We start from the raw sequence: 13,669 nt of genomic DNA on the forward strand, positions 1-13,669 counted from the left end.
CACTTTTTACGCCGTCGTTGCGACAGCGGTGTGCATCATACCGGAATCGCCCTGCCTGTCAACGCCTTGCAATCGAATTCATGGAATTCTTTGAGTCCCCCGTTTTCACTGCCAGGCGGAAAGAACGTATCATCGCCTTATGGAAAGATCTGCCCGGGACATGGACGCCTATGAAGAACGCCCTCAAAAAACTGTCACGCCTGCTCGTTTTTATCTCACTGATGGCGTTTCTGCTCTATACGCTCGGGCAGGCAATGATCACCCAATGGCAACACGCGGAGGGCGATCTCTGGCGCTACCTGGGAAGCCTGGCAAAAAGCGTTCTGATGGTTGTCTTCATCTGGAAAGTTCTGCCGTTTGTGCTCAAGACGATAGACCCGGTTCTGATCAGGCGCCACCAGGCGAGGTTGAAGAAGCAGTTTCCCGACTATGCGGGCTGTAAACCATTTCCCGACGACCGCGACCCCGCGGTTGCTCTGGGGAAAGAGACCCTCTTTCTGTTCCGGGATGGCGAACCGGACACCATTGCTCTGGCAGGTCTGTCGGGGTTGGAGTTTGGCCGTGACCGGCACTGTCTGTTTCTGGCCAGCAGGTACCAGGACGGCGCTGGTTACCGCTACTGGTTTCCCGACGATAGCCGGGATTGGAAGGTGGTCGCGGGCTTTCTGGTGCAGGAAGGTCTGCCAGTCAGCGCTTCCGGGTTTGAGGACGCCCCGCCCTCTCCCGAGCAGTAACGCCAACATTACCCCGATTTAATGAAATCCTTGTGGGGGTTGGAGGTCGTAAATGATTGAAAGTTACGTATGCAACATTATGATGAGGGGTAGTGTAAGAGTCATCGTAACTACAAACCCTGGCTCGTCATTCAATCGGAGAAAATAATGGAACACAGACAAGTTCACACCCGGCAGGCCTACCAGGCGTCGCACGCCGGTACATCCACCGGTCTCAATGCTGACGTCTCGAAGGTCCTGCGTAACACCTACACCCTGCTGGCCATGACTCTGGCATTCAGTGCCGTGATGGCCGGTGTGTCCATGGCAGTTGGTCTGGGCCGTGGCGCCAGCTTGATCTGTAGTCTTGGCGCCCTGGCGCTGGTCTGGCTGGTACTGCCGCGTACCGCCAACAGCACGGCCGGTATCGGCGTGGTTTTCGCGTTCACCGGTCTGCTGGGTCTTTCCCTTGGGCCGCTGCTCAGCTACTACCTCGCCCTGCCTAATGGCGGCGCCATTGTGATGCAGGCCCTGGGCGGAACGGCCCTGGTGTTCTTCTCGCTGTCTGCCTACGTGCTGACCACCAAGAAGGACTTCAGCTTCATGGGCGGGTTCCTGTTCGCCGGCCTGATGGTGGTGATCTTCGCTGCCCTGGGTGGCTTCGTTGCTTCCCTGTTCGGTGTTGATGTCAGCGCCTTCAGCCTGGCCATCAGTGCCGCCATCGTGCTGCTGATGTCCGGTCTGATCCTGTTCGATACCAGCCGTATCGTTAACGGTGGTGAGACCAACTACATCATGGCCACGACTGCGCTGTACCTGAACATCTACAACCTGTTCACCAGCTTGCTGCACCTCATCGGCGCCTTCAGCGACGACTGATCTGCCCGCTGGCAAGAAAAACCCCGGCCTATTGCCGGGGTTTTTTGTTTCTGGGTTACAATGCGGCCAGAACTATCCCATTTCATTCATCCATTCGCTTTGGAATTCAGCAGGTTGCAATGAGTGCCGTCAAACCGGTTTCGTTTACGTTGGTGATTACCGGCGCCCCGTACGTCAGTCAGGCGCCGCAGACAGCGCTGTCGTTTGCCAGGGCGGCCGTATCTGCTGGGCATGCCATTGATCGGGTATTCCTCTATGGTGACGGCGTTCACCTGGCCAGCAGTCTTTGCTGCGCTCCCAGCGACGAGGTGAACTGGCACCGGGAATGGTCGGATTTTATTGCCCAACAACAGATTCCCGCCGTGGCCTGTATTGCCTCTGCCCTGCGCCGCGGCCTGGTGGATGACGGCGAGGCCCGGCGTTACGAACGGGATGCCCACAATGTCCAGCCTCCGTTCCGGTTGCTGGGGCTCGGGGAATGGGTGGAGAGCATGACCTCTTCGTCACGGGTGCTGTATTTCCAGCCGGGAGGCGGTCACTGATGTCGGTGCTGGTGATTGTGGATCGCTCGCCCTATGGCAGTTGGAGTGGTCGCGAATCGATGGACATGGCGCTGTCCCTGGCGGCCTTTGATCAACCCGTCACCCTGCTGTTTAGTGGCGTTGGTGTGAACTGGCTACGTGCGGGACAGGACCCGGCCGGCATTTTCCAGAAGGCGGTGGAGCGCAATCTCGCTGCAGCCCCGATTTTTGGCATTGGCGCCCTGTTGGCAGATCAGCAGTCCCTGGAAGACTTTGGCCTTGATGCCAGCCAGTGCGTCACCGGCGTTATGCCGGTGACGGTGGAGCCGACGCTGCTGGCCCGCTTTGATGATGTGGTGTGTTTATGAGTGAATCCTCAGTGGCTGATGGCGCCGGTATGGCGAGCCGTCATGCAGTATTGCACATTCTCAATAAGCCGCCGGGGCATGCACGTACCCGCCTGTGCTTCGCCACCCTGGCGGCGACCGATGCCCTGGTATTGATTGAGGATGCAGTGCTGGCGCTGGCCAGCGGGCTTGAAACCTCCGCCGCCATCTATGCTCTGGGCCCAGATCTGGCGGCCCGAGGTCTGGCGGCCGATAACGGCCAGACTGGCGTGATCGTGATTGATTATGAGGAGCTGGTGGCCTTGGCCGCTGGCGCTGACAAGACAGTGAGTTGGTAATGTCGCAGACCCCTGAACGAAACAACGAAGGCTTTCTGGAAGATCCGTGGGCCTGGAGCCGCGATGTTGCGGCGGTGATTGCCGGTGAGGACGGAATCGAACTCACCGGGGCGCACTGGGAGATCATCGAGTTCCTGCGCTCGTTCTACCGGGATTACCAGATGTCCCCGCCGTCCAACCGGCTGTTCGTCAAGGCGGTGAAGGAAACGCTGGGAGACGACAAGGGTAACAGCATCTATCTGATGCAGCTGTTCCCGGGTACCCCGGCCAAGACCGCCTGCCGCATCGCCGGTCTGCCCAGGCCAACCAACTGCCTGTAACCGCTTTTCATTTCATTGTTTGACCCTGGAGTTGCCATGGACCTGAAGCAGCCATCTTCTGCCCTGCCCAAGCCGAAACCCGGTGAGCACCCCTTTGCGCCCTATGTCCGCATCCTGGGCAAGGGAAAGCGCGGTTCCCGCTCGCTGACCTTCGACGAAGCGCGGCACGCCATGGCACTGATCCTTCGTGGTGAGGTGGAGGACGTCCAGCTGGGCGCCTTCCTGATGCTGTTGCGGGTCAAGGAGGAAACACCGGAGGAGCTGGCAGGCTTCGTTCAGGCCGTGCGGGATCAGGCGCAGGCGCCGGCCTCACTGCAGGTGGATCTGGACTGGTCATCCTACGCCGGTAAGCGTCGCCACAATCCCTGGTTCCTGTTCTCCATCCTGCTGCTGGCCGAACACGGCCTTCGCGTGTTCGTCCATGGTGCCGAAGGGCATACCCCCGAACGCATTTACCTCAGTGAAGCGATGGCGGATTTCGGGTTTCGGACGGCGGAGTCCTGGGATGAGGTGAAAAGCCAGCTCGATAGCCAGGGCTTCAGTTACCTGCCCCTGGCCCGGTTTGCCAAACCCCTGGCAGAGATGATTGACTTGCGCCCAATCATGGGCCTGCGCTCCCCTGTGCACTCCCTGGCCCGGCTGATTAACCCGCTGGGTGCCCGTACAGTGCTTCAGGGCATCTTTCACCCACCCTATGCGCCCATGCACCAACAGGCGGGGCTGCTGTTGGGCTATCAGCACCTGGCGGTGATCCGTGGCGAAGGCGGTGAGATTGAGCGCAATCCGGACAACGCCCTGAAGGTGTTCCAGGCAACACTTGCTGAAGATGGTGTGGGCGAAGGCCGCCTGGCGGAAGTGACCTGGCCGGCGCTGTTCGAACGCCGGCATGTCAAGCCCGAAACCATTGGAATGGAGGCGATGCGCCGGGTCTGGCGGGGTGAGGAACGGGACAGTTACGGCGAGGCGGCAACCGTGTCGACGGCTGCCCTGGCGTTGCTGGAGACCGGCCGCGCCGATAGCCAGGAGAAAGCAATGGCCCTCGCCCAGCGGTTATGGGACGGACGCGACAAGACACGCTTTGCGGCGTCCTAGTTGCTTGCGGCTTTACAGCTGCCCCGGCTCTGTTAAGACCGGCTTGTTATGACTGATTGCGGGGGCGTTCACGGCCGTTGGATCGTCGAGCGAGGTCCTCGGCCGTGCCCAGAAAGCTGCTCAGGCCATTCTCAAACAGATCCGAACCGAACCTCAGAAACTGGCGGGTGGACTCTTTCGCCGCGGCGTCCGGCAGCTCCTTCAGGGACTCGCTGACCCCCTGTTTTACCCCGGCCCGTACCTTTGGCTCCAGCTGGTCAGTGGCGGCAATGAGCTGTTCCACTTTCCTATTCAGGAAAGGCTTTAGAATAAGCCAGTAAAATACTGATAAAACGAGTGTTACTGTCGCCGCTGTTGCGACAATGTGAATCAGCAGTGTCTGCCAGAATGCCATAACGTCTCCCGTTCCAGTCAGGCCGCCAGGTTCAGCAGGGCAAACTGCAGTGCCCCTGCCAATGCGCCGAAAATACCGCCGATCACCATCAGTTGCAGTTCTTCTTCCCGAAAGGCTGGCCGCAGGATGTCCTGAAACTCCTCCGGTCCGAGCCCTTTCATCTGTTGCGACAGTACGCTGGCGACAACCGGCGCCCGTTCACGATTGAACGCAGGGTCGCAGAATACATCCTGGGTGGCCAGTACCGCCTTGTTGTTCATTGCTTTTTTGAGATCGGTGTAGCCGGTCATGCCGATGGCCACCTGCGTGGTGAGTTTCATCATCACGGTGTTGTCCAGCAGCGGTCGCAGGTGCTTCTGGATGATGGTACGGGTGCGGTCACCGTGTTTACCGTGAATCATCGCGTCGGCGACTTTTTCAACGGTGATCAACTCTTCCGCCACCAGTCGCGACCAGATCTCGCTGATCTCCGGCTGGCGCCGCAGGAACAGGCCCTGGATGCGCCAGAACAGCAGTCGGCGGGGACGTAGCGGGCTGAAAATCAGGTTGATGGCCAGCCAGTTGGTGGCAAACCCCACCAGAAATCCGCCCAGCGGCAACAACCACGGTTCCGGATAACGCACCCAGAATGGCACCAGTGCAGCCCCCAGCAGGCCGCCAATAATGGCGCCTTTGTTGATCACCGAGTTCAGCTCAACAGAGCCTGCCTCCTTGAAGATGCGGTTCATCAGGTCCGGATGGGTGGACAGCTCCCGGCTCAGCAGCGCCTTGAGGTCCACCAGGTCGTTCAGGTCGTCACCGAAATCCTCCACCATGGTTTCAATCCGGGACGGTAGCTGTTCCCTGGCCCACTGGTAGATGCGGTTGCGCAGGAACAGCGGCATGTTGTCCCACAGCACGGGCTGGATCTCGTACATCACCTCATCGATGTACTCGTCCAGCCGGGGGGTAACCTGGGACACAATCTGTTCAACGATGCGCTGGGGTTCCAGCTTTCGGTAGACTTCATTGAGGTTGCCGAACTGCTGCAGAGTGCGGTCAATACAGATGTGGGCCATCTTCTCGGATTTGCGGGGAATGACCCCCTGCCAGCCTACAACGCCAAGCCCAATAAACTGGACCGGATAGAACGACATCTGGATTGCCAGCCAGTTGGTACACCAGCCCACGATCGCAGCCATGAGCGGCACTGACCAAAGTGCGAGATCGACCAAGATAAACCCCAGTGACAAATTTCGGCGCTTGCGCGCATGGTTTGCTGCAGTGACCGTCCCCAACCGGAAACGCCCACCCTTATTCTCGTTGTGCGAAAAATGATGAAGTATACGGGAATGGCGGGCATTGGCCGTGCCGCCATGCACAGACGGGAAACGAAGCCGTAAAAACGACAAACCGGCCATACCGCCGGTTTGTCAGGAAGGGTCTATCACAATGCCAGAGGGGCCGACTTTTTAGGGATCACCGGCCTGTTGCGGGTCCGCAAACCTCCTGTTGAAACCAGGTACGGTTACTGACAGCGATCGCGGTTACTGATAGTGATCACAGTTATTGATAGTAGGCATTGTCCTTGACGGAATGGTCGGTGACGTCGCGGACCGCAGTAATCTCCGGCACCCGCTCTTTCAGGGTCGATTCCACACCCTGCTTGAGGGTCAGGCTCACCGCACTGCAGCCCTGGCAGCCGCCGCCAAAACGCAATACCGCGACGGATTCGTCCACCACTTCAACCAGGGCCACATCGCCACCGTGGGAGGCCAGACCGGGGTTGATCTCAGAGGCCAGGACGTAGTTGATCCGGTCCGGCAGCGGAGCGTTCTCGTCAACGTTCGGTACCTTGGCGTTGGGCGCTTTGATGGTGAGCTGGCCACCCATCTGGTCCTTGGCGTAGTCGACGTAGGCATCTTCCAGGAACGGTACCGAGGCATGATCCAGGAACAGGGTAAACTTCTCCAGATCAACCTGCTCATCGGTGGGCACAATCTCGTTCGGCGGACAGTAAGCCAAACAGGTTTCCGCATGCTTGGTACCGGGCTGGGTCACGAAGATGCGAACCCCCATGCCTTCCACGTCCTGCTTCTCGATAAGTTGCGCTAGGTAGTCCCGCGCGGAATCTGTCACAGTTACCAGTGCCATTTCCAATAAAACCTGTTTGAAGAATGTGGGTTTATTTTAATGGAGTTCCAGCGAACAAAAAAGACCAACCAATACACTCAGACATTCCCGGGTGCCTGTGCGCTGCACAGTCCGGGAAAACGGGTCAGGGATCATATCCTTAGACGAAAACCTTCAGGACGGTGTGTAGCATTTTTGCTATGATCTCGCGCCACCTGACACCGATGAGAGCCGGAAGCACGTCCTATGAATGACCGCGAAACGCGCCTTGCCACCCTTAACAAGATCCTGAAAGAGCGCATCGTCGTCCTCGATGGTGGCATGGGCACCATGATCCAGAATGAAAAGCTGGATGAGGCTGCCTTCCGTGGCGAACGATTTGCCGATTACGACCGGGAGGTGAAAGGCAACAACGATCTGTTGTGCCTGACCCAGCGTGAACTGCTGCGGAAAATCCATGAAGACTATCTGCTTGCCGGCGCCGACATCATCGAAACCAATACCTTCAACTCCACCCAGCTGTCCCAGGCGGACTATGGCCTGGAGGCGATTGCCCGTGAGCTCAATGTCGAATCCGCCCGCCTGGCACGGGAGATTGCGGATGAGGTGACGGCACGTCAGCCCGACAAACCTCGCTTTGTCGCCGGCGCCGTTGGCCCTACCTCCCGTACCGCGTCCATTTCACCGGACGTGAACAATCCCGGCTACCGCAATGTCGATTTCCAGACCCTGGTGGACAACTACTACGAGGCGGTGGGTGGCCTGGTTGAAGGCGGCTGCGACCTGATCCTGATCGAGACGGTGTTCGACACCCTCAACGCCAAGGCGGCCATCTACGCCACCCAACAATTCTTTGAGGACAGCGGCATTGCCCTGCCGATCATGATTTCCGGCACCATCACCGATGCGTCGGGGCGGACCCTGTCCGGCCAGACCACGGAGGCGTTCTGGAACTCCATTGCCCATGCCAAGCCCATCTCCGTGGGCCTCAACTGCGCCCTGGGTGCGGATGCACTGCGGCCTTACGTGGAAGAGCTGTCCCGGCGTGCCACCACTTACGTCAGCGCCCACCCCAACGCCGGCTTGCCCAATGAGTTTGGTGAGTACGATCAGACGCCGGAGGAGATGGCGGAGATCATTGAGGGGTTCGCCCGGGATGGTTTCCTCAACATTATTGGTGGTTGCTGTGGTTCCCGCCCCGACCACATTGCCGCCATCGCGGAAGCCGTGGCCAAGTACCCTCCCCGCGCCATTCCAGACGTCAAACCCGCTCTGCGGCTGTCCGGGCTGGAGCCGTTCACCGGCGACGAGAACACTCTGTTCATTAACGTCGGTGAGCGCACCAACGTTACCGGCTCCAAGCGTTTCCTGCGCCTGATCAAGGAAGAGCAGTATGAGGAAGCGCTGAGTGTCGCCCGGGACCAGGTCGAGAACGGTGCCCAGGTGATCGACATCAACATGGATGAGGGCATGCTGGATTCCCGGGAAGTGATGGTTACCTTCCTCAATCTGGTGGCCTCCGAGCCGGACATCTCGAAGGTGCCGATCATGATCGATTCCTCCAAGTGGGAGGTGATCGAGGCCGGTCTGCGGTGCGTCCAGGGCAAGGCGGTGGTGAACTCCATCAGCCTGAAGGAAGGCGAAGACGAATTCATCAAACGCGCGCGTGACTGCATGCGCTACGGCGCCGCGGTGGTGGTGATGGCGTTCGACGAAACCGGTCAGGCCGACACCTATCAACGCAAGGTGGAGATCTGCAAACGGTCCTACGATGTGCTGGTGGGGATTGGCTTTAACCCGGCCGACATCATTTTCGACCCCAACATCTTCGCCATCGCCACCGGGATTGAGGAACACAACAACTACGCGGTTGATTTCATCGAGGCAACCCGCTGGATTCGTGAGAACCTGCCCCACGCCTCGATCTCCGGCGGCGTCAGTAACGTGTCGTTCTCGTTCCGGGGCAACGACGTGGTCCGCGAGGCGATCCACTCCGTGTTCCTGTACCACGCCATCAAGGCCGGCATGAACATGGGGATCGTCAATCCGGGCCAGCTGGTGGTCTACGATGAGATCGAGCCGGATCTGAAGGAAATGGTTGAGGACGTGGTCCTCAACAAGCGTGCCGATGGTACCGACCGGTTGCTGGAAATCGCCGAGAAGTACCGCGGCAAGGGCGGCAAGACCCAGGAGGAAGACCTGGCCTGGCGGGAGTGGCCCGTTGAGAAGCGGCTCCAGCATGCGCTGGTCAAGGGCATCACCAGTTACATCGTTGAAGACACCGAGGCTTGTCGCATCAACGCTGAGCGCCCGATCGAAGTGATCGAAGGCCCGTTGATGGATGGCATGAACGTGGTGGGCGACCTGTTCGGCGACGGCAAGATGTTCCTGCCCCAGGTGGTCAAAAGCGCCCGGGTCATGAAGCAGGCGGTGGCCCATCTGATTCCGTTCATCGAAGCGGAGAAGAGCGAAGGCCAGAAAGCCAAGGGCAAGATCCTGATGGCGACGGTCAAGGGCGACGTTCATGACATTGGCAAGAATATCGTCGGCGTGGTGCTGCAGTGCAACAACTACGAGGTGATCGATCTCGGGGTAATGGTGCCCTGCGACAAGATTCTGGAAACCGCCCGCAAAGAGGACGTGGACATCATCGGCCTCAGTGGCCTGATCACCCCCTCGCTGGATGAAATGGTGCATGTTGCCAGGGAGATGCAGCGGCTGGATTTCCAGATTCCGCTGATGATTGGCGGTGCCACCACTTCCAAGGCCCATACCGCCGTCAAGATTGAGCCTCAGTACCAGAACGACATTGCACTCTATGTCTCCGATGCCTCCCGCTGCGTCAACGTGGCGTCCCAGCTGCTGAGTGATTCAGCCAAGGAGCGCTTCGTCTCCGCTGCCCGCGACGAGTACGACACCATCCGGGAGCGCCGCAAGAATCGTGGCGACCGGGTGAAGCTGGTGTCCCTGAAACAGGCCCGTGAGCGCGCCACCGAGCTGGAACTTGCGGACTATAACCCGACCCGGCCGGAGTTCACCGGGGTTCGGGTGTTCGAGGACTACGATCTGGCGGAACTGGAACCCTACATCGACTGGACGCCGTTTTTCATTTCCTGGGACATGTCCGGCAAGTACCCCGCCATCTTTGACGATCCCAAGCGGGGTGACGCGGCCCGCACCCTGTTTGCCGACGCCCAGCGGATTCTTCGCCGGATGATCGATGAGCGCAAGGTCACGGCAAAGGGTGTCATCGGTTTCTGGCCGGCGCACCGTCGTGGTGATGACATCGTGGTGTACACCGATGAGAGCCGCCGTGAGGAACTGACCGTGCTCCACCACCTGCGCCAGCAGGATGAGAAATCACCGGGCAAGCAGATGCAGGCGCTGTCCGACTTTGTGTTACCCGAAGGTGATGAGCGCTGCGATTACGTCGGCGGTTTTGCCGTTACCACCGGCATCGGCGCAGAAGAGTTTGCCAAAGAGTTCGAAGCCGCCAACGATGACTACAACGCGATCATGGTCAAGGCCCTGGCGGACCGTCTGGCCGAGGCTTTCGCCGAGCGCATGCACGAACGTGTGCGCAAGGAATTCTGGGGCTATGACCCGGATGAGGCGTTCGATAACGACGCGCTGATCAAGGAGCGCTATCGCGGCATTCGCCCTGCCCCCGGTTACCCGGCCTGCCCGGATCACACCGAGAAAGCCGCGCTGTTCGAGCTGCTCAACGCGACCGAGAACGCCAGCATTGAACTGACCGAACATTTTGCGATGTTCCCGGCTGCGGCGGTGTCGGGCTGGTACTTTGCCCACCCTGAGTCAAAGTACTTTGCCGTTGGCCGCATTGGACGTGACCAGGTGGAGGACTATGCTGAACGTAAGGGCATCAGCCGTGATGATGCCGAGCGTTGGCTGGCCCCCAGCCTGGGGTATGATCCGGCGGAATAACCGCCGCTCTGCCTCCAGCGCTCCCCCAAGGACGACCAGGAGGCAGAGACATGTTGGAAGAGCGAGAATCACAGACCCAGACGCCGGAATCCCAGCCTGACCGAGCCCGCTCCCCCGGGGTACTCAAAGTCATGCAAAGCATCCTGGCCGGGGCGTTTGGGGTTCAGTCCGAAAAGCGGCGTCAGGAAGACTTTGCCGGCCACAGTCCCTGGCCCTACATCGTAGCAGGCATCCTGTTCACCACCGGTTTCGTGCTCACGCTGGCACTGGTGGTGCGCTGGGTGCTGTCATCCTGATCCAACCACCAGTCGCGCTACTGCCCGCTTACCCAGATCACGGCGAAGCTGACCGCCAACAGGATCACGACGGTGATAACGACGGCATCGGCCTGGCTGTCTGAAAGCTCGTTCTTCTTCATCTCGCGGTTCCTTGTGATGTGCTTTGTAGTGGCGCTTTGTTGTTGTGCTGCCTGTCTTGCTGCCCGCAGTGATGGTCGATTGCACTGAAGGAAAAAGCTGCGAACAGCGTTGATGGATAGTCTGCGGATGCTTCAGAGACTCTTTAAGAAGCTAGGTCGAGAACGGCCGGACGTCCAGTCTGCCAGCGCACCAATGAGCGGCTATTTATATCTCCTAAATCGATAACCATATTTAGAAATAATCATTTTAACAATAAAGACAGGGTGATATTCTCCTCTGCGCACAACCACCCCGCACTGATTAGCAGGAAGTTCCGCTATGTATGTTTATGACGAACACGACCGGCAGATCCTCGCCGAAAGGGTCGCCCAGTTCCGTGATCAAACTGACCGCGCTCTGGCCGGTGAGCTGAGTGAAGACGAGTTCCTGCCGCTGCGATTGCAGAACGGCCTCTACGTCCAGCGCTTTGCGCCGATGCTTCGGCTCTGTGTTCCTTACGGCATGCTGCGTTCCGACCAGTTGCGTCGCCTGGCCCGCGTTACCCGGGACTACGACAAGGGCTACGCCCATTTCACCACGCGCCAGAACGTCCAGTTGAACTGGCCCGCGCTGGAAGACGTGCCTGACATCCTGGCCGAACTGGCTGAGGTGGAAATGCACGCCAACCAGACCAGCGGCAACTGCATCCGGAACACCACCACCGACCAGTTTGCCGGCGTTCAGGCCGACGAAGTGGCCGATCCGCGCCCCTACTGCGAAATCATCCGCCAGTGGTCAACGTTCCACCCGGAGTTCGCGTTCCTGCCACGGAAGTTCAAGGTAGCGGTCAACGCTTCCGAACACACCGATCGCGCGGCGATTCAGGTGCACGACATTGGTCTGCAACTGGTCCGCAACGATCAGGGCGAGCTTGGTTTCCGCGTGCATGTCGGCGGTGGCCTGGGGCGGACACCCATGGTCGGGCCGGTGATTCGTGAGTTCCTGCCCGAGTTGGATTTGCTGACGTACCTCGAAGCGGTGCTGCGGGTCTACAACCGCTATGGCCGTCGCGACAACAAGTACAAAGCCCGGATCAAGATCCTGGTGAAGGCGCTGAGTCCGGCCGTATTTGCTGAGAAAGTGGAAGCGGAATGGGCCCATCTCAAGGATTCCCCGACCCGGCTGACGCCGGACGCGGTTGAGCGGGTGAAAGTCTACTTCACTGAGCCGGAGTATCAGACTGTACCGGATCAGAGCGACGCGCTGGCGAAACTGCGGTTCGAGCACAAGGGATTCGACAACTGGATTTCCCACAACGTCGAAACCCATAAGCATTCCGGTTATGCGCTGGTGACCCTGACCATGAAGAACACCGGCACCCCGCCGGGCGATATCAGTGACCAGCAGCTGGATCATCTGGCTGATCTGGCGGACCGCTTCAGCTTCGGCGAAGTCCGGGTCACTCACCAGCAGAACGTGGTACTTGCAGACGTGCGTCAGGACGAGCTGTTCGAGCTGTGGCAGGCCATCACCCCGATGGGCTTTGCCACCGCCAACCTCAATACCCTGACAGACATCATCTGCTGCCCGGGCGGTGACTACTGCGCACTCGCCAATGCCAAGTCCATTCCGGTGGCCGAGTCAATCCAGCGTCGTTTCGACAATCTAGATTTCCTGTACGACCTGGGCGACATCGACCTGAACATCTCGGGCTGCATGAACGCCTGTGGCCACCACCACGTTGGCAACATCGGTGTGCTGGGGGTCGACAAAAAAGGTGAGGAGTTCTACCAGATCAGCCTGGGCGGTTCGTCCCATCACGACGCCGCCATTGGCAAGATCCTTGGACCTTCGTTTGCTCGGGAAGCCATGCCGGACGTGATCGAGAAGATCATTGATGTGTATGTCCAGAACCGCAACGACGAAGAAGCCTTTATCGATACTTACCGCCGGATTGGGATCGATCCCTTCAAGGAGCGTGTTTATGCCTAACATCATCAAACTCGATGGCAGCGTCCATAACGACGAATGGCAGGTGGTTGCCCGCCCGGCTGATGGTGAATCGCTGGTGGTGCCTGAAGGCCCTGCCCTGGTGCCAGTCGACCTCTGGCTCGCCGGCCGTGAGCACTTCGCCGATCGCAGTGACATCGGCGTGTGGTTCGAAGGCCACGACGAACCGGAAACCCTGGATGGACTGGTCAATGAGCTGCCGCTGATTGCCGTGAACTTTCCCAAGTTCGCCGACGGACGTGGCTACAGCATTGCCCGCCTACTACGGGAGCGTTACGGCTTCCGCAACGAACTACGGGCGATTGGTGATGTGCTGCTGGACCAGCTGCAGTTCATGAAGCGCTGCGGCTTTGACAGCTTCGCACTCCGGGAGGACAAGGACCCGGCCAAGGCGGCCCGTTGCCTGAACTTCTTCAGCCAGAACTACCAGGCCGCAACGGACAACGATACACCGCTGTTCCGCCGTCGGGCATCCTGACGGGATTTGGTATTACCCTGCACAGCGGGGTGATCGATCAAAAAAAGAGGCAGCCGCCAAGCGGTTGCCTCTTTTTTATGGGATGCGAGTTGCCAGAACTGGGCATTGAAACCGCGTCGGTT

The 13,669-nt window shown here is 59.2% G+C and carries 14 protein-coding genes; 11 read left to right on the forward strand and 3 right to left on the reverse strand.

Annotation, left to right across the window (positions count from 1 at the left end; translation table 11 throughout):
- Window positions 1-80 precede the first annotated feature (80 nt).
- The 7 genes from J2887_RS10585 to J2887_RS10615 all read left to right on the forward strand — a co-directional run bounded on the left by J2887_RS10585 (window position 81) and on the right by J2887_RS10615 (window position 4,210).
- Window positions 81-734, forward strand: coding sequence for a hypothetical protein (locus J2887_RS10585; RefSeq protein WP_227175968.1), 654 nt, complete (start codon window positions 81-83; stop codon window positions 732-734).
- Between the two features lie 147 nt (window positions 735-881).
- Window positions 882-1,592, forward strand: a complete 711-nt coding sequence (locus J2887_RS10590) for a Bax inhibitor-1/YccA family protein (RefSeq protein ID WP_227175969.1) — start codon at window positions 882-884, stop codon at window positions 1,590-1,592.
- Between the two features lie 119 nt (window positions 1,593-1,711).
- On the forward strand, window positions 1,712-2,134 hold the full coding sequence (gene tusD / locus J2887_RS10595; RefSeq protein ID WP_227175970.1) for a sulfurtransferase complex subunit TusD: 423 nt from the start codon (window positions 1,712-1,714) through the stop codon (window positions 2,132-2,134).
- Window positions 2,134-2,481, forward strand: coding sequence for a DsrE family protein (locus J2887_RS10600; RefSeq protein ID WP_227175971.1), 348 nt, complete (start codon window positions 2,134-2,136; stop codon window positions 2,479-2,481). The genes tusD and J2887_RS10600 overlap by 1 nt, the downstream gene beginning before the upstream one ends.
- Window positions 2,478-2,798, forward strand: coding sequence for a sulfurtransferase complex subunit TusB (gene tusB / locus J2887_RS10605; RefSeq protein WP_227175972.1), 321 nt, complete (start codon window positions 2,478-2,480; stop codon window positions 2,796-2,798). Before J2887_RS10600 ends, tusB begins: the two co-directional genes overlap by 4 nt.
- Window positions 2,798-3,118, forward strand: coding sequence for a TusE/DsrC/DsvC family sulfur relay protein (locus tag J2887_RS10610; RefSeq protein WP_227175973.1), 321 nt, complete (start codon window positions 2,798-2,800; stop codon window positions 3,116-3,118). The genes tusB and J2887_RS10610 overlap by 1 nt, the downstream gene beginning before the upstream one ends.
- A 36-nt stretch (window positions 3,119-3,154) precedes the next feature.
- Entirely contained in the window at window positions 3,155-4,210 is a 1,056-nt protein-coding gene (locus J2887_RS10615; protein WP_227175974.1) for a glycosyl transferase family protein, read from the forward strand.
- A 46-nt stretch (window positions 4,211-4,256) separates the two neighbouring features.
- Here J2887_RS10615 and J2887_RS10620 read toward each other — a convergent pair whose 3' ends face one another.
- The 3 genes from J2887_RS10620 to nfuA all read right to left on the reverse strand — a co-directional run bounded on the left by J2887_RS10620 (window position 4,257) and on the right by nfuA (window position 6,737).
- Entirely contained in the window at window positions 4,257-4,493 is a 237-nt protein-coding gene (locus tag J2887_RS10620) for a hypothetical protein (protein ID WP_227175975.1), read from the reverse strand.
- 128 nt (window positions 4,494-4,621) lie between these two features.
- Complete coding sequence (locus J2887_RS10625; protein ID WP_227175976.1) at window positions 4,622-5,785, reverse strand: DUF445 domain-containing protein; 1,164 nt, start codon at window positions 5,783-5,785, stop codon at window positions 4,622-4,624.
- A gap of 364 nt (window positions 5,786-6,149) precedes the next feature.
- Window positions 6,150-6,737: a Fe-S biogenesis protein NfuA gene (gene nfuA / locus J2887_RS10630; protein WP_227175977.1), complete on the reverse strand. Its 588-nt coding sequence runs from the start codon at window positions 6,735-6,737 to the stop codon at window positions 6,150-6,152.
- 225 nt (window positions 6,738-6,962) lie between these two features.
- On the opposite strand from nfuA, the gene metH reads away from it, so the two are divergent.
- The 4 genes from metH (at window position 6,963) to J2887_RS10650 (ending at window position 13,547) form a co-directional block, all read left to right on the forward strand.
- Complete coding sequence (gene metH, locus J2887_RS10635; protein WP_227175978.1) at window positions 6,963-10,661, forward strand: methionine synthase; 3,699 nt, start codon at window positions 6,963-6,965, stop codon at window positions 10,659-10,661.
- A 50-nt stretch (window positions 10,662-10,711) separates the two neighbouring features.
- Window positions 10,712-10,957: a DUF2970 domain-containing protein gene (locus tag J2887_RS10640; protein WP_227175979.1), complete on the forward strand. Its 246-nt coding sequence runs from the start codon at window positions 10,712-10,714 to the stop codon at window positions 10,955-10,957.
- Window positions 10,958-11,398: 441 nt separating this feature from the next.
- Window positions 11,399-13,051: a nitrite/sulfite reductase gene (locus tag J2887_RS10645; protein WP_227175980.1), complete on the forward strand. Its 1,653-nt coding sequence runs from the start codon at window positions 11,399-11,401 to the stop codon at window positions 13,049-13,051.
- Complete coding sequence (locus J2887_RS10650) at window positions 13,044-13,547, forward strand: DUF934 domain-containing protein (protein WP_227175981.1); 504 nt, start codon at window positions 13,044-13,046, stop codon at window positions 13,545-13,547. The genes J2887_RS10645 and J2887_RS10650 overlap by 8 nt, the downstream gene beginning before the upstream one ends.
- Window positions 13,548-13,669: the final 122 nt, after the last annotated feature.

The organism is Marinobacter sp. CA1, from assembly GCF_020546665.1.
Taxonomy (GTDB): domain Bacteria; phylum Pseudomonadota; class Gammaproteobacteria; order Pseudomonadales; family Oleiphilaceae; genus Marinobacter; species Marinobacter xestospongiae.